Origin of the sequence: Polaribacter sp. Hel1_33_96 (genome assembly GCF_002846595.1) — a bacterium.
GTDB lineage: Bacteria > Bacteroidota > Bacteroidia > Flavobacteriales > Flavobacteriaceae > Polaribacter.
Genome location: NZ_PJMV01000001.1, coordinates 421,516 through 439,618, shown reverse-complemented (window position 1 = coordinate 439,618; position 18,103 = coordinate 421,516). Strand labels below are relative to the sequence as shown.

11 protein-coding genes are annotated in these 18,103 nt (G+C 32.3%); 6 read left to right on the top strand and 5 right to left on the bottom strand.

What is annotated here, in order from left to right; all coding sequences use genetic code 11:
* The first annotated feature begins 32 nt into the window (after positions 1 to 32).
* Complete coding sequence (locus ATE90_RS01965; protein ID WP_101450691.1) at positions 33 to 3,275, top strand: S41 family peptidase; 3,243 nt, start codon at positions 33 to 35, stop codon at positions 3,273 to 3,275.
* Between the two features lie 121 nt (positions 3,276 to 3,396).
* Complete coding sequence (locus ATE90_RS01960; protein ID WP_036783272.1) at positions 3,397 to 5,592, top strand: DUF5916 domain-containing protein; 2,196 nt, start codon at positions 3,397 to 3,399, stop codon at positions 5,590 to 5,592.
* 171 nt (positions 5,593 to 5,763) lie between these two features.
* Here the strand turns inward: ATE90_RS01960 and ATE90_RS01955 are convergent, their stop codons facing one another.
* Entirely contained in the window at positions 5,764 to 6,441 is a 678-nt protein-coding gene (locus ATE90_RS01955) for a fibronectin type III domain-containing protein (protein WP_036783269.1), read from the bottom strand.
* Entirely contained in the window at positions 6,438 to 10,193 is a 3,756-nt protein-coding gene (locus tag ATE90_RS01950; RefSeq protein WP_036783267.1) for a reprolysin-like metallopeptidase, read from the bottom strand. The genes ATE90_RS01955 and ATE90_RS01950 overlap by 4 nt, the downstream gene beginning before the upstream one ends.
* 67 nt (positions 10,194 to 10,260) lie before the next feature.
* Here ATE90_RS01950 and lipB point away from each other — a divergent pair, with 67 nt between their 5' ends.
* On the top strand, positions 10,261 to 10,962 hold the full coding sequence (lipB, locus tag ATE90_RS01945) for a lipoyl(octanoyl) transferase LipB (RefSeq protein ID WP_036783264.1): 702 nt from the start codon (positions 10,261 to 10,263) through the stop codon (positions 10,960 to 10,962).
* A gap of 45 nt (positions 10,963 to 11,007) precedes the next feature.
* Here the strand turns inward: lipB and ATE90_RS01940 are convergent, their stop codons facing one another.
* Together ATE90_RS01940 and ATE90_RS01935 are read right to left on the bottom strand one after the other, a co-directional pair.
* Complete coding sequence (locus ATE90_RS01940; protein ID WP_036783260.1) at positions 11,008 to 12,060, bottom strand: nucleoid-associated protein; 1,053 nt, start codon at positions 12,058 to 12,060, stop codon at positions 11,008 to 11,010.
* A 241-nt stretch (positions 12,061 to 12,301) separates the two neighbouring features.
* A complete protein-coding gene (locus ATE90_RS01935) occupies positions 12,302 to 12,901 on the bottom strand; it encodes a ribonuclease HII (RefSeq protein WP_036783257.1) in 600 nt (199 codons plus the stop codon).
* A 196-nt stretch (positions 12,902 to 13,097) separates the two neighbouring features.
* On the opposite strand from ATE90_RS01935, the gene ATE90_RS01930 reads away from it, so the two are divergent.
* Both ATE90_RS01930 and ATE90_RS01925 read left to right on the top strand, forming a co-directional pair.
* Positions 13,098 to 15,068 carry a putative porin gene (locus ATE90_RS01930; RefSeq protein WP_036783254.1) on the top strand — a complete coding sequence of 657 codons (1,971 nt, stop codon included), beginning with the start codon at positions 13,098 to 13,100 and terminating at the stop codon, positions 15,066 to 15,068.
* Positions 15,069 to 15,112: 44 nt separating this feature from the next.
* Complete coding sequence (locus tag ATE90_RS01925; RefSeq protein WP_036788022.1) at positions 15,113 to 15,373, top strand: hypothetical protein; 261 nt, start codon at positions 15,113 to 15,115, stop codon at positions 15,371 to 15,373.
* Between the two features lie 141 nt (positions 15,374 to 15,514).
* On the opposite strand, the gene nhaC is transcribed toward ATE90_RS01925, so the two are convergent.
* Positions 15,515 to 16,999 (bottom strand): Na+/H+ antiporter NhaC, encoded by a 1,485-nt coding sequence (gene nhaC / locus ATE90_RS01920; protein ID WP_036783251.1) that lies wholly within the window; start codon positions 16,997 to 16,999, stop codon positions 15,515 to 15,517.
* Positions 17,000 to 17,078: 79 nt separating this feature from the next.
* Here nhaC and ATE90_RS01915 point away from each other — a divergent pair, with 79 nt between their 5' ends.
* Entirely contained in the window at positions 17,079 to 18,101 is a 1,023-nt protein-coding gene (locus tag ATE90_RS01915; RefSeq protein WP_036783248.1) for a metal-dependent hydrolase, read from the top strand.
* Positions 18,102 to 18,103 lie beyond the last annotated feature (2 nt).

Here is an 18,103-nt window from a genome sequence, read left to right as displayed (position 1 = left end):
AACGTAATCCTTTAAAATCAATCACTAATCCTATGAAATCAATTTTCAAAAGTATTCTTGTTATCATGTTGTTCTTATCAACAGCGCATATAGCAGCGCAAGAAACACGGCTATTAAGACAACCAACAATTAATGGAAACCAAATAGCATATACTTATGGATCTGATGTTTGGACAACAAATTTAACTACAAATCTTACAACTAGATTAACAAGCACAGCAGCACTTGAAAGCAATCCGCACATTTCTCCAAACGGAAAATGGATTGCGTTTACATCAAACAGGTCTGGCTCTTCAGCAGTTTATATTGTTTCGATTGCTGGTGGAGAAGCCAAAAGATTAACATGGCACACAAGTGCCGATGTTGCTAAAGGTTGGACTAATGATGGTAAACGAGTTTTATTTGCATCAAATAGAGACACTGCACCAAGTAGGTATAACAGATTGTATACTGTTTCTATAGATGGCGGTCCAGTCACTAAATTATTTGAACAATGGGCAACTGCAGGATCATATTCTCCGAATGGAAAACAATTGGTGATTGATAAAATGAGACGTTGGGATGAAGAATGGAGAGATTATCGTGGTGGACAAAACACTCCGTTAATTATTATCGATTTAAAAACCTTAAACGAAACCTTATTACCAAACAATAAAACTACTGATAAATACCCCGTTTGGAATGGAAGTATGGTATATTTCTTATCCGACAGAACACATACCTCTAACGTTTGGTCATACAACACAAAAACAAAAGCAGTAAAACAAGTCACTCGTTTTAAAGGAACTGCTGTAAAATATTTAAGTGGATCTAAAAGTCACTTAATCTTTGAACAAGATGGTTATTTGCACACGTTAGATATAAAAAACAATAAAACAAAACGTTTAAAAATTTCTATTAAAGGAGATTTTCCTTGGACAGATACTAAATGGGTAAATGTCAATAAAAGAGTAGATTATGCAAATATTTCTCCTAATGGAAAAAGAGTTGTAATGGCTTCACGTGGCGATATTTTTACGGCTCCTGTAGAATTTGGAGATGCAAGAAACATCACGAAAAGTTCTGGAGCTGCTGATAGAGCGCCAATTTGGTCACCAGAAGGAGATAAAATCGCATGGTTTTCTGATTCAAATGGAAAAGGATATGCTTTGCATGTAAATAATCAAGACGGAACCACCAAAACAACCACTATTTCTATTGGGGTTTCTAAAATGGCTTGGGAACCAACTTGGTCTCCAGACGGAAAGAATATTGCGTTTGTAGATGATGATACACGCATTAGAATTGTTAATTTAAAAGCAGCAACCATCAGAACGATTGACAATGCTGGCAACAACTTAGAACGTGGTAGAATGGGAATCACATGGTCTCCAGACTCTAATTGGTTAGCGTATGCTAAATCTGGCGACAATAGTTTAAAACAAATAAAAGTATGGTCTTTAGCGTCTAATAAGGTTACAGCAATTACAGATCCATTTGCAGATTCATTTTCTCCTACCTGGGATTTAGACCACAAACATTTATACTTTTTAGCAAGTACAGATGTTGCATTGCGCTCTGGTTGGGCAAATACAAGTTCTATGACGGCCAAACCAAATTATGCTGCTTATGTAATTAATTTGGCTAAAAAAGATGCTTCTCCTTTTAAACCGAAAAGCGATGAAGAAGTTGTGGAAAAAGAAAAGTTGAAAGACGATAAAAGCAAGAAAGATGATGAAAATGAAGATTCTAAGAAAAAATCTGAAGATAAAAAAGACAAAAAAGTAGTTATTGATTTTAACGGAATTTCTCGTAGAATTTTGGCTTTGCCTCTAAAAGAAAGTTTCAGAAGTATTGCTGCTGGACCTGCCGGATTTGTATTTATTTCTAATGAAAAAGCAATTCAAAAATTTGATTTGAAAAAATTAAAGGCAACAGAATTTGGAAAAAAGCTAAGCATATATGGTATTTCTCCAAACGGAAAACACATGATTGTGAAAGCCGGCAGAGAATGGAAAGTAGCAAAAACTACTGGGGCAAATATAAAAGGTGCTAAAACTTTAAAGTTAGATTTTAACATGAAGCTAAACAGAATTAGTGAATGGAATCAAATTTTTGAAGAAGCTTGGCGCTACGAGCGCGATTATTTTTATGATCCAGGAATGCACGGTAGAGACTGGAACAAAGTTTATAAACGGTATGCACCGCTAGTGCCTTTTGTAAAACACAGAGCAGATTTAAATTATATTTTAGATCAAGTAAATGGAGAATTATCGGTTGGACATAGTTTTGTTCGTGGTGGAGATTTCCCTACTATTGATACAGCTAAAGGAGGCTTGTTAGGTGCAGATTTTTCAGCCAGACAAGGAAAGTGGCAATTCAAAAGAATTTATACTTCAGAGGCTTGGAACCCCGGATTAAATGGCCCTTTAGATCAGCCTGGCATGAAAATTAAAGCAGGACATTATCTAGTCGGCATCAATAATGAAGAAATTACTGACAAAGACAACATCTATAAATATCTCGATGGTACTGCTACTAAACAAACTACGTTACATATCAATACAAAACCATCTTTTGAAGGTGCTTGGAAAGAAATTGTAAAACCAATTAAAAGCGAAAATTCATTGCGCCAAAGAACTTGGGTAGAAGATAACCGAAGAATGGTAGACAAACTTTCTGGAGGAAAGCTAGGTTATATTTGGGTACCAAATACTGGTGGACCAGGATTTGTTTCTTTTAATAGATATTATTTTGCTCAGCAAAATAAAGAAGGGGCTGTCATTGATGAACGTTTTAATGGCGGTGGATTATTAGATGATTATATGGTAGACTTAATGACGCGTAAACCAAGAGCAGCATTGACAAATGAAGTTCCGAATGGAAAAGCGATGCGTTTACCTGCTGGAATTATGGGACCCAAAGTATTATTGACAAATGAACTTGCAGGATCTGGAGGGGATTTTTTCCCTTGGGTTTTTAGACAACAAAAAGCAGGATTATTAATAGGAGCTACGACTTGGGGTGGATTGGTGAAATCATCTACTCATTATAGAATGATAGATGGTGGTTCTTTAACAGCACCAGACAATGCTGTTTTTGATCCAGCAACAAATACCTGGATTGCAGAAAACAAAGGAGTTGCACCAGATATAGCTGTAAGGCAAAATGCAAAATCTTTAGAAAAAGGTTCAGATCCTCAGTTGGAAAGAGCCGTTACAGAATTATTATCTCAGTTAAAAGGTAAAAAGAAAATAACCCCTCCTAAATTTCCAAAACCAACAAAAGGGAACTAAATAAATAATTTATAAATAGCCTTTTTTAAGGTAATACTATTGTTCATTTTTACAAAAAACTTCATCTTCATAAGATGAGGTTTTTTTGTACTATCTTTGATACATATCAAAATAAATCCTATTGAAAAATATTTTAGTTTTTATTACTTTCCTTTTTGTAATCCATAGTTTTTCCCAAACAACTAATAAATCCGTATTTGTTAATTTCATTGAGAATCCAATCGTTTTAGATGCAAATCTTAACGAAAATGAATGGAAAGACAGCAAAGGAGCTTCCGGATTCTGGCAATATTTTCCTTCAGATTCTACGCAAGCAAAACAACAAGCAAATATTAAGTTTTTATTTGATGATAAAAATTTATACATAGGTGCCAAAGTAAATGCTCCTGATAATAAATTTATTACACCTTCTCTTAGAAGAGACTTTAGAGCCGGCGGTAGCGATAATATTACCTTTTTATTTGATACATTTAATGATGGAACTAATGCATTCATTTTTGGAACCAATCCTTATGGAGTAAAAAGAGAAATGCTTCTATCTGGCGGAGGTTCTGAGCTAAGAGGGTTTACGATGGCTTGGGACACCAAATGGCAATGTAAAACGAAAATTAAAGACGATCATTACATTATAGAGATGATCATTCCATTGTCGGCTTTTAAATACAGAGAGGGTGAAACCAAATGGCGCTTTAACAGTTATCATTTTGACACACAATATAATGAAAGAAATACCTGGGTAAATATTCCTCAAAATCAATTTATATTTAACTTGGCTTATATGGGAGAAATGATTTTTGAAAAGCCTCTAGGAAAATCAAAATCTCCAATTTCTATTATACCTTATGTAAATGCAATAACCGCAAAAGACTTTGAAAACAAAACCTCTATTACAGATTTAAAATTTGGTGGAGATGCAAAATTCACTATTGGTAATAGTATGAATTTAGATATTACTTTAAATCCTGATTTTTCTCAAGTAGAAGTAGACCAACAAATCACAAATCTTACTCGCTTTGAAGTTTCATTGCCGGAAAGAAGACTATTCTTTATTGAAAATAGTGATTTGTTTGCAGATTTTGGTAACAATAGAGATTCTAATCCTTTTTTCTCCAGAAGAATAGGTATTGCAAAAGATGCCAATGATAATACTATAGAAAATGATATTATTGCTGGAGTGAGATTAAGTGGCAAAGTAAATAACAACTTAAGGGTTGGTTTGTTAACAATGCAAACTGCAGAAGACATTGAAAATGAAATCCCTACTGTTAATAGTGCTGTTATTACACTTCAACAAAAACTGTTTAGCCGATCAAATATTAGCTTTATGATTATTAATAAAGAAGCTACAAAGGAGTATGATTTTCTTGCAGAGGAAGATACATATAATAGAATTATTGGGATGGATTATCGCTTAGCTTCAGAAGACAATTCTTGGGTTGGGAAATATTTCATTCATAAGTCTTTTTCTCCAGGTATAAAGAACAAAGATTATTCTGCTGGGTTTTCTACGCAATATTTTAATAGAAATTTTAGTGCAAGAATAAATGGGGTTTATGTTGGAGAGAATTATCAGTCCGATTTGGGGTTTCTTAGAAGAACCGATATTTTTAAAATTTCGCCTCAAATAGAACGTACTTTTTGGCCAAATGAAAGTAAAATTCAAAAACATAGCTTCTCGATTACTCCTATTTTTATTTGGAAACCTGAGTTAAACTTTAAAAATTCAGATTATGCAATCAGCAGCAGATGGCGAGCAAATTTTATAAACACTGCAGAATTGACTGCAGAAATGAATAATCGTTTTACTTATCTTTTTAGTGAGTTTGATCCTACAGGAACAGATGGAGCAATTCCTTTGCCTGCGAATAAAGGTTATGCATACACCAATTTTAACCTTAGTTATAGATCCGATCAAAGAAAAAATTTTTCTTATCGAATAGAACCTTCAGTAGGTACTTTTTTTAATGGTAAAAAATATTCTTTAACAACTAATTTAGCTTGGAGAATTCAACCCTATTTTTCCGGTTCTATGCAAATTAATTATGATAAAGTAATACTCCCTAATCCCTTCCCAAATGCTTCTATTTGGTTAATTGGTCCAAAAATAGACATCACTTTTAATAAAAGCTTATTTTGGTCTACTTTTATTCAATATAGCAGTCAGCAAGAAAATTTTGGAATCAACACAAAATTACAGTGGCGTTTTGCTCCGCTTTCAGATCTTTTTATTGTCTACAACGACAATTATTATTCTAATAATTTTGCACCTAGATTTAAATCTTTAAATTTAAAATTAACGTATTGGTTAAATATTTAGCTTTTTTAAGAGAAGTTTGTAGTGGCATTGTAACGTGTGTTTTTTATCAATCAGTCTTCCTTTAATTTAAGCTTTATAACAGTGTAAAATTTAAACTAAATGCTTCATTTGTTAGGTTTTAAAATAAATTAAACAATTCTAAGACCTCACATGTACGAGTAAAAATGGCTTTTAATTCACTGTAAAAGTCCAAGTTTGACCAATGGATTTTGCTTCATATTGATCTTTTACATTTACTTTCCAAGAATAGGTTTTACCTGATTCTACAGAGACTGTATAAGATTTTTCGGTAAGTGTATCGTCCATTAAATTTAAGTCAGAATTTTCTCCAAAATAAAGTTCATAACTTAAAATATCATCCGTATCAGCATCAGCAGCTTCCCAGGTTAAACTTACAGAAGTTGCATTTACTTGACCATTATTTTCAGGAGAAACTAATTCTGATGCAAATGGAGCATAATTTAAAACTCCTTCTCCTTTGGTATAAAAAGCAAATATTTCTGACTCCGTACCTTGATTGTTCTTTACATCTAAGGCATCAACTTTCCAATAATAAGCAGTTTGTTTTTCTAATATAAATGTTAATTCTGAAGAAGTAGTCGTTTCGTTTTCAATAATATTTGTCATCGCCCTGTCTGTAGCAATGATAATATTATATTCTAATGCATCGTTTTCAGGATCTATAGCTTCACTCCAATTAAAGGTAATTGTATTTTCTATACACAATAAATTCTGGGATGGATAAATTAAATTAACTGCACTTGGTGCTCGATTTTTAGGATCTTTTGAACATTGAATACTCACAAAAGAAGCAAAAACTAAAACAATACTTATTAATATCTTTTTCATTGCTTTATAATTTTAATTGGTTTTGAATTTTCAATGGATAATTTTAAGATATAAATACCTAAAGCATAGTCTTTAAAAGGAATTGATAAGGTATTCTCCTCTCTTTTTATACTCTGGCTGTAAATCATTTTTCCATTCAGATCAAAAATTAGGGCATTGATATTAGGCTCACTAATACCTATCGGCAATAACAAATCAATAGAATCTGAAATAGGGTTTTGCTTTAATAAAATTTCACCAATACTAGTCTTGTAAAATCCTTCACAATCTTTTGCAGTTTTAACCTCTAATTTTCCACTTCCAAAAATTTCTATTTCAAATTCTTTGGTATCAGAAACGCTTAATAACTTCTCGTTCAGATACACCTTATAAGGAGCTGTTCCGCTATCAATATTAAAAGAGTATGTATTCGATTGATTTTTGCTTGCTACTTTTAATGCTATTTGTTCAGATGCCTCTATATTTACCTCAAAACACTGTGTGTAATTTGATTCTACAACAAAGAAACAAACTTCATAATCTCCAGGGGCCAAACCTTGACGCGTATAAGAAGTACCGGGTAAGTTTTCAGTTATATTAATTGAAGGTCCAGAAACTGTGACTTGATAAGTATATTCACTTTGATCCATAACTGCATTGATAACTCCATCATTTTCATCTACACAAGATTCTGAAGTTGTTAACACAGAAAAATTATCAGGATTATTTACCAGTTCAACAACAGTTACTGAGTAATCCTCAGTTTCTCCCCATTCTGTTACATGATCTACATCACAAGCTCCGTCTCCATAACCATTTGTAGGATCAGCGTACTCAATAATGACTCTCATTCTTGTTTCCCCAAACTTTGCACTCACCGGTACTGAAATATTAAAAGTAACGGTGCCGATATCCGCTGTCACAGTTCCTAAATCATACCTTTCTGTCTCCTTATCAAAAGTAAAATCTTGATTCCAATCGATAAAAACAAAACAATGATCTTGAAAACCGTCAGTATCTAGAGTTACACTTATCTGTTTTGTTTGCCCTCTCAGAAGGTTTGTATTTATGGATCTAAAATCTTCATAACCATCAGAGGTATCATTTCCTGAGGTATTGTTAATTCCACTAAAGGTAACATTTGTAATATGCTCTCCACCTCCTGATTCATCTGTAAAAGTTGATGGGCAGTAAAGTGGAATTTCTGTTGTAAAACTAAAAACATCCGAAAAGCTTCCCTCTCCACAATCATTTTTAGGTTTTACCCTCCAAAAATATACTGTTTCTGAAACTAAACCATCAACTTGAAAGGAGTTTTCTAAAACATTTACGCTAGAAACTATGGTCTGAAAACCACTATCTAATGCTATTTCCACATCATAAGATGCTGCATTTTCATCTTCAACCCAACTTAAAACTTCCTTTATGGAAATATTTGTAGCCCCATTTGTTGGCGAGGATAAGCTTAAAACATCAAATATTGAACTTTGTAATTTTAAAACCAAACTTACGCTTTGTGTTACTGTTGCAGATGTTCCTACAATAGTAATTTCATAATTTTTAGCTTCTTTATCTTCTAGATTTGAAACCGTTACAAGCACATTCCCATCTGAATTTATTGTCGTTGGATTAAATGTTACAGAAGAACCTACTGGGTATCCTGTAGCACTTAAAGTGGCTGTTTCTGTAAAACCATTTATAAAATCGAAGTTTAAAGTATAACTGATACTTTCATCACCCGTATTACAAACTGATTGCTCACCAGTCTCGTCTATAATTAAAAAGGTTGGTGTTGATGAAACAATGCTCAACTTAGAGGTGTTTACATTATAAAAAATATTGTCAACAGCTTCTACTAGAATTCTTGCATTAGCTGTTGCATTATCTGGCACAATTATATCCTCTGCACCATCATTTGGGGTATTTGTTTTTAAGAAAATAGGAAAAGTAACACCTCCATCAATAGATAATTTAATATTGACATTTTCACAATCTATTGGAGCGAGATCGGTAGTTCCTTTATTCCAAGCAACTGAGATTGTTTGTCCAGAACTAAAAGTTTCTTCCGCATTTTGCGAAGTTACAATGAAAGCTTCTGCGTCTACAACTTGAACTTTCATATCATCTCGAGCTGAACTTCCTCCTCCAATATGATTGTCTCTTACTAAAAATGAAAAATTCAATTCTCTCGCTACAGAAGGCACTACCTCCCAAGTTGTAGAAGTACTGCCTAACATCACCGTAGCTATATCTGGCATAAATCGAACAGGTGCTGTTTTGGAAGGCAACGATCTAAACATTGGTCCTGAAGTATTTGTGCTTAACGGCGGCATGGTTGCAATTTCAATATCTAATTGCTCCCAATTATAGGTTAAACTAGACAAACCTTCTTCATCTGTTGCAGTGCCTTCTAATTTAAAAGGTGTAGACTTAGGAATAAAATAATCTAAACCTGCATTTGAGGTTGGCGCAGTATTATTTGTGTTCGTTAAAGCACCACAATCACCAGAACTTTGAATAGTATTCCACATTTGGGCTATGCTAACGGCATGAAAATAGTCATCACTATTTCCATTAGGATCTCCTGCTTGAACATTTGGTGAACAAATACCAGCATATCCCATAATTGTTGATCCGCTTCCAGGTTCTACTGCGGTAGAATTTGTTCTGTTACCATTACAACTATTATTAAATGTATGGGTTGCGCCAAATTGATGGCCCATTTCATGTGCTACAAAATCTATATCATAGGGATCACCAACTGGTTGAGATCTTCCTGTTACACCTCTGGCTTTTTGACCTGATATACACACAACTCCTAAACCAGCTAAGCCATCACCACCGATGCTAAAAATGTGTCCAATATCATAATTTGAATCTCCTATAGAATTATCACAAATCGTCTGTACTTCATTAATCATCGTAGACGGTGAGCCATCTGAAATACCATCTGTAGCCGCATCTAAAAAAATTATTTTATTATTATCATTTACAATAACGAGCTTTATTGACAAATCTTTTTCAAAGATTCCGTTAATTCTTGTCATGGATGTATTCATTGCAGATAACACAGCTTCTTTTTTAACTTCATCTGTAGCAGTATCTGGAATATTTTGTTGACTTACCCCTAAATGAAATTCGGAATACTCTGCACTACAAACCAATGCCAATCTATAAGTTCTTAATTTTCCATCATTAGCATTTTTACTAAAATCGGAAACCGAAAATTCCTTTTTTGCAGAGGCTTCTACTTGACATTTAAAATCTTCGTCAAGCTTACTTAAACTACTTCTTTTGTAAATAATATAATCTTTATTATCTCTTGAATAAGGATCTATATAAACCGTTTCTTGATTACCAGAAAAAATTACTGCATGAAAACCATCGGTGCCAATGCTAATTTTTGCCAAGGCAGTTGGATCATCTATTCCTTGGGCTGAATAGGATTTAATATTGGGAAATTTAGCTTGTAATTTAGCTTCAAAATTGGAGCTTTCTTTACATCTAAATCTTGACAAACTTCCATCAGCATTAGGCAATTCAATAGTATGCTCTTCTGAGCTAGATTTACTTTTTAGCCTAGTTGTAAAACTCTCAATATCTAAACTTAGTATTTCATAAGTAGACGGAAAATTTTTCTTCTGATAAATATCTTTCTTTCCTAAAAGGGAATTCATTTTTTCTTGCTTACTCCAAGTATTTTGAGAATAAGAAAAATCAACTTTTACAAGTACTACTATTAAAAAAAGAAATAGAGAAAATTTAATTTTCATAAAAGTATATTTTGAATGCAATTTTAGTCTCAAATATAATCAATTATTTACCTTTGTCATTGAACTTATGAACAAAAACATACTTTTAAAGGACCTCCTTGTTAAGGATTATAAAGAAACTTGGGAGTTTCAATCTGAATTATTGCAAGAAATTGTTGATGTTAAAATTAAGAACAGAAGAAATAATCTACAAGAAAGTACGAAAAACCACTTTTTATTTGTGGAACATCCGCATGTCTACACATTGGGTAAAAGTGGAGATCTAAGCAATCTATTGTTAAATGAAAAACAATTAGAAGAAAAAGGTGCTACTTTTTACAAAATTAATAGAGGTGGTGACATTACCTATCACGGACCAGGACAGATTGTGGGATATCCTATTTTAGACTTAGAAAATTTCTTTACAGATATCCATAAATACTTGCGACTACTAGAAGAATCTATCATTTTAACCATTGCAGAATATGGCCTAAAGGGCGTTAGAAGTGAGGGAGAAACAGGTGTGTGGCTAGATGTTGGAACACCTTTTGCTCGTAAAATTTGTGCTTTAGGAATTCGTTCTTCTAGATGGGTAACTATGCACGGTTTTGCATTGAATGTAAATACTAATCTAGGTTATTTTGACAATATAATTCCTTGTGGAATTAAAGGAAAAGCAGTGGCTTCTATGGAATCTGAATTGGGTAGAAAAATAGATACAAATGAAGTGAAACAAAAGATTTTAAAACATTTTAAAACATTGTTTGAAGTTGATGAATTTATCCTTTAGAAAACAAGAAATACCTACAAGGTTTTTAAAACCATGCGGCATAAATTATTTTTCTTCGTTAAAATAAACTTTATAAAACTTCATTTTTTTCTCTTCGTCATAACCTCTTTCTAAATACTCTGAAGCTGCCTCTGGGGCATCTACGTCTAATTTTATGCTGATATGGGTATCTAACTTAATCTCTGTTTTTAACTTGTTTTTTTCTTTCTTTAAAACAACTCCAGAAACATCAAAATTATTTCTAATTAAAACGTCATTTAAAGTTTCATAATGCTTTTTATAATCATCAAATAGCTCTTTATGCTTGTCTCCCTCAAAAACCTCATCTTTAAAAGTAGCATAATCTACAGACTCATTTTCTTTAAAGTAATCTACTGTATTTGCTAAAAAGTTGCCTTGCTCTTTCATTCCTAATTCAGGCTTAATAACCTCTTCAGAAAATTCTTTACAAAGCTCTAAATAGTTTTGGGTATGCGAATTGTAATCATCTGCCAATTTTACACTCAAGAAATTTTTAATCCAATATTGAGCATCATAGTTATTATTATCCACAGAAAGAACAACCGTTCCTTCAGTATCTGAAGTATTTAAAATTAAACAACCTTTATCTATTCTTTTGGTCGATATTCCTTTCTGAATAACAACATCAAAACTTTCATTATCGTCTAAATAGGTTTGAAAAAAATCTACTTTATTTTCAATTTTAAAAATACCTACAGCCTCCGTTAAAACATCTTTATACTCGATACCTTCAATAAAAACGATGAGCACATCTCCTGTTTTTATCTGAGCAGAATTGGATTGTTCATATAAATGATTCACGATGTTTTTGGAATATTCTACAAACGAACTCTCTTCTTTAAAAACCTCTGAAGCATAATTATTCAATTCATTTAAACGCACATCTGCATGATGTGAAAAACGATAACTCTGCGTTAAACCACCAAAAGGTTTTAATAAGAAGTTCTTCATTAAATCGTAACTTTCTTGATCGAAGCGAATTAGATTTTCAGAGAACACATTATGCCCGCTATTAAATTTATTTGCTACTTTATGAAGAATGCATTTGGTAATTTCTGCGCGTGTTTTTTTAATCATCTTGTAAAATTGAGAACGTAAAAATAGTTGAAGTTTTTAAATAAACCCTAAATAACTTAATCTGTTTCTGAAATTATAATTCTAAAAATTCGCAGCAGTGTTTTGGATTATTTGAAAGATTTGTTTGTACTATTTAAGGATTCCTAAAGGAAAATATATTTTTATTGTTCGTCGCTTATCAAGTGAAAGAATGAAAGTCAAAAGAGTAAGAAATAACAGCAGAAAAAATATGAATTGAAGTTTACAAGTCTAGCTTTATTTGTTCTGGTAATAAACGAAATGTTTTTCTGTGGTATTGTGTTATCCCAAATTTACGAATTCCATTGCGATGTTCTTTGGTAGGATATCCTTTGTTTTTTTGCCAATTATACATTGGAAATTCTTGGTGAATCTTTTCCATATATTCATCTCTATATGTTTTTGCCAATACTGAAGCTGCTGCAATACTCACATATTTTGCATCTCCTTTTACAATCGTTTCATGAGGTATTTCTTTATAATTCTTGAATTTATTTCCATCTACAATTATAAATTCTGGCAGAATTTCAAGTTCTGTAATCGCTCGATGCATACCAGTAATGGATGCCTGCAAAACATTAATTTCATCAACCTCATCTTGCCAAACAAATGAAACCCCAAATGCAATGGCATTTTCTTCAATAAATGGTCTTAATTCTTCTCTCTTTTTTTCCGATAATTGCTTCGAATCGTTTAAAAAAGGGTGTGTAAAATCCTTACGAAGAATTACGGCTGCAGCAACAACAGGTCCGCATAAACAACCTCTTCCTGCTTCATCCGTGCCAGCTTCCAAAGAAAAACCACTAAAATTTGACTTCAACATATTACAAAGAAAAGAAAACTTTTTCTTTTAGATTCTTATTATCCCCCATTAGTTGGAGACAAATTCTATAGAAATTACAATTTTAAGAAGCTTTAAAGAAACTTAATGAAGAATTTTTAAAGAATCGGATTTCATCATAATTATTACTGATTCATTTCGTTTAATTATTTTACATTTGTCTTTGTTAAAATTTGGAATGAAAAAAACAATTTTTTTAACCTTTTTATTATTTGGCTTTGTACTGAATAGTATTTACTGTCAAACAAAATTAAATTTTGATGGAAAGAGAGGAGACAAATTTGAAGCTTTAAACGGCAGCATTGATTCCTTAAGAAATAACGGATCTACCAAGATTATTTTATCCGGAAAAACAAAATATACAGACTATAAAATATTTTCTCACAAAAGAGATACTTCATACATCGACACTACTTTAACTTTAAAAAAGGAATACAAATTCAACTATTTAAGAACAGATAACTTTGAATTACTTCCTTTTCATAACCAGGGTCAAACTTTTAATAATTTAGCATACAGTTTTAACAATTTAAATAATCTGCCAGATATTGGTTTTACTGCAAAACAATTTAGCTATTTAGACATTGATGAAATAAAATATTATGAAGTTCCTACACCAACTACAGAAATTTCATACCGCACAGGCTTGCAACAAGGGCAATTTGTAGATGCTCTTTTTACACTAAATTTTTCGAGACGATTAAATGTTTCTGTTTCCTACAAAGGTCTTCGTTCTTTGGGTGCCTATAGACAATCTTTAGCCAGTAATGGAAATTTTCGCGGAACTTTTCAATACAGAACCAAAGAGAATCAATATCAAATTAGAGGCCATTTAACAAGTCAAGATTTTTTTAATGAAGAAAGTGGTGGTTTAACAACAGCTGCTTTAGAAAGTTTTATTTCTGAAGATCCAGATTTTGACAAAAGGGCAAGATTAGATGTAAATTTAACCGATTCAGAAAATCAATTCGATAGTAATCGCATATATTTAGAACAAAGTTTCAAACTACTATCTAACAAAGACACCATCACTAAAAAAGATTTCAGCAATTTAAAAATTGGTCATATTTTTATAAATGAAAGTAAAAATTATAATTTTACACAAAAATCCGCAACATCAGCAATATTTGGAGAAGTAACTGCAACTGATGCCAATAAAAATGATGCAGAAAGTAAAATTACAAGTAATGAAGTACATTTAGAATTTAATTCAAAATATGTTTTAGGTAAATTTAAAGCGAAAGTGAATTACACAAATTATTCTTATGGCTATGACACTATTTTAAACAGTAAGAATATTGTAAAGAAATTAAAATTAGCAGGAAGTGCAATTTCTATTGGAGCAGATTGGAATGCAAAAATTAAAAATTTTCAACTAAATGCTGATGCTTCTCTCACACCAGGCTCTGGAAGGTTGTCGGGCACTTATTTAAAAGGAGAGGCTATTTATGAAAAAGACAGTCTTTTCGCTGTAAAAGGAAGTTTATTAATAAATTCTAAATCGGCAAATTTCAACACATTATTACATCAAAGCTCTTATGATGCTTACAATTGGCAAAACGATTTTAGCAACGTAAATACGAGAGATCTAGGTTTTACCTTTCATTCTAAATGGATCAATGCCGCACTAAATTTTACTAATATTGACAACTATACTTATTTTGATGAAAACAATACACCACGGCAATTTGAAAATCAGATTACCTATTTAAAAGTAAAAGCAAATAGAGAGTTTAAATACTGGAAACTAGCTCTAGAAAATACGGTTATGTATCAAAACGTAACGAGTGGAAGTTCGGTTTTTAGAGTTCCTGAGTTTGTAACGAGAAATACTTTTTACTACACCGATTATTGGTTTAAAGGAAAACCCATGTTGGTAAATATTGGCGTTACTTTTAAATATTTCACCAAGTACAAAGCAAATGCTTATAATCCTTTATTAGCAGAATTTACTTTACAAAATGATGAAGAAATAGGTTTTCCAACTTTTGATGTTTTTATAAATGCTCAAGTCCGCAGAACCCGCTTGTATCTAAAAGTAGATAATGTAACTTCTGGTTTTACTGAAAAGAATTATTTTTCTGCACCGAATTACCCTTACAGAGATTTAACCATTCGTTTTGGATTGGTGTGGAACTGGTTTATTTAGCAAGTTACCCGCAATATATAAAGAAAAAGTTCCTTTCAAAAGTGATGAACATACTGAAACAAAATTGGAAGCTGTTTTTAATAGCAAGTTTAACGTTAGGTTTAGCACCTTTTAATCCGCCACATATTTGGGGTAAATTACAATGGATTTTGGGAGGTAATGCTTTTTCTGCAGAAAACGGAATGGAATCTCAAGATTGGTTTGACGTTTTACTTCATGGAACTCCTTGGATTTTATTACTGATTTCTATTTTTCTAAATCTTTTTGCAGCCAAGTCGAAAGTTACATCATCAAAGAAGACTTAATAATTGAGCATTTCTTGAGATAGAGTTACATCTTAAACCCAACTCCGTTAGTACTTCGTTGTAATAACCCTAAAAATTTTGGCTTGTAATGGCATTTTTCCTAGTTTTTAAGCTTCAATAATAATTACATAAACCATCATTTTACTTAGTTGCCAACTGCTTAATTTTTATTTTGAAAGCGGCAAAAATCAATGTCATAAAAGGACTAAGCCAATTAAAAATTGCATAGATGGCGTAATCAAAAACAGAAACTCCTAAAACTCCAGAGTGATACGCTCCACAAGTATTCCATGGAATTAATACAGAGGTTACGGTACCAGAATCTTCTAAAGTTCTACTTAAATTTTCTGGTGCTAACCCCTTATCTGCATATGCTTTGGCGTACATTTTACCAGGCACCACAATGGCCAAATATTGATCTGATGCTGTAAAGTTTAATCCGATACAAGTAAAAACTGTACTTGCAAACAACCCAAAAATAGAATCAAATAGCGTTAACATAAATGCACTAATTTTTGCCAATGCACCAATTGCATCCATAATACCACCAAAAACCATAGCACATAAAATAAGCCAGATTGTTCCTAACATTTTAGCCATTCCGCCCGCAGTAAATAAATCTGCTAAAGCTGCATTTTCTGTAGCAACTGATGTTTTAACAGTTATGGCTTGCATAATTCCTTTATACGCAGTCGTAAAAGTTAGTTCTTCAGCACCCGTAATCTGTGTAACAACTTCTGGTTGAAAAATTAAGGCAAAAATACCTCCTAAAATAGTTCCGGCTAATAATGCTGCTAATGGCGGAGTTTTCTTAATGATTAATAAAACGACAATTATTGGCACTACAAACAACCAAGGTGTAATATTGAACGCCTTATTAATATCTGCTAATAAAACAGCCGTATCTGCCTCTCCAGTGGAATTCTGTGTAAATCCTAAAATGATAAAAATAATTAAAGTAATTACTATGGTTGGCACTGTGGTATATGCCATGTATTTTATGTGCGTAAAAAGATCTGTACCTGCCATCGCTGGGGCTAAATTTGTAGTATCTGACATTGGTGACATTTTATCCCCGAAATAAGCACCCGATAAAACGGCACCTGCAGTCATTCCTAAAGAAATTCCGAGGGCCTCTCCAATACCTATTAATGCAATACCAACTGTTGCTGAAGTTGTCCAAGAACTACCCGTTGCAATAGAAATGATTGCACAAATTATTAAACAAGCTGCTAAAAAGATAGTTGGATTTAAGACCTGTAATCCGTAGTATATCATAGATGGAATAATACCACTTATTAACCAAGTTCCTGCCAAAGCACCTACCATTAAAAGAATTAAGATTGCTCCCGCTGTAGATTTTATATTTTCTGCAACTTCCTCAATCATAAATTTATAAGAAATTTTATTTCTAAAACCTACAAATGCTGCAACTGCGCCACCTAGAAGTAAAACAAACTGATTACTGCCACTCAAAGCATCATCACCAAACACAAAAACGTTGTAAGCCAACATTGCAACTAAAGCTAAAACAGGAAATAGAGCTTCCCAAATATTTAACTCTTTGTTGACAATAATTTTTTCGTCTTTAATTGTGGTTTTTGACCCATTTTTATTGTGTTGCATTCTCTATTTTTTTGTTCTGTAATGTTACGATTTTACATAATGTTATGCAAATCAAATTGGTTGGCTTATTTTTGTGATTATGGATTCATTAACTCAAATTGTTTTAGGTGCTGCTTGTGGAGAAGCTATTCTAGGAAAAAAGATTGGAAACAAAGCACTTTTATTCGGCGCAATTGGAGGTACAATTCCAGATTTAGATGTTTTTGTTGGGCGGCTATTATACAGCAATGAGATTCAAGCAATGGCGTTTCATAGAGGTTTTATGCACTCCATATTGTTTGCAGTTTTAGCTTGTTTTACTTTTGGATGGCTTACTTATAAACTTTACAATTCAAATAAAAGAAAAGGCACAACAACTCAGAAAGATTGGATTTTGCTATTCTTTTGGTCCATTTTTACTCATCCAATCTTAGATTGCTTTACACCATATGGCACGCAATTATTTGCACCGTTTTCTAATTACAGAATTGCCTTTAATAATATTTCTGTTGCTGATCCTTTTTATACCATTCCGTTTTTACTATGCATGATAATATTGATGTTTTTCAATAGAAACAGAGCAAGAAGAACTTGGTGGTTAAAAGCAGGAATTTACATCAGCTCTGCCTATATGATATTTACAATCTTCAATAAGTTTTATATCGATGACGTATTTAAAAAATCTTTTAAAAAAGGAGGAATTGCCTATAATCGATTTTCTGCACAACCTACGATTCTAAATAATATTTTGTGGTATGCAGTGGCTGAAACTGATAAAAATTATCATTTTACTTTTTATTCTCTTTTAGACACGAGCTCAATCTCTGAAAAAATTATAACTATTAAAAAGCAGCATGATTTAATTGATATGGATACTGGTAATCTAAAAACATTAACTTGGTTTAGCAATAATTATTTCAATATCTCTAAAAAGGAAAAAGTTGGCACCTATAAATATGTAGATTTACGGTATCCAATGTTAAATCCTGAAGATGCCAATACTTCCGTTTTTAATTTTACAATTTATAATGAAGGTGTAAATTGGGATATTTTACCCTTTGACGGAGTTAGGCCAAACAAAGAAGATTTTAGCAAATTTATGGATAGGTTAACAGGAATATAATG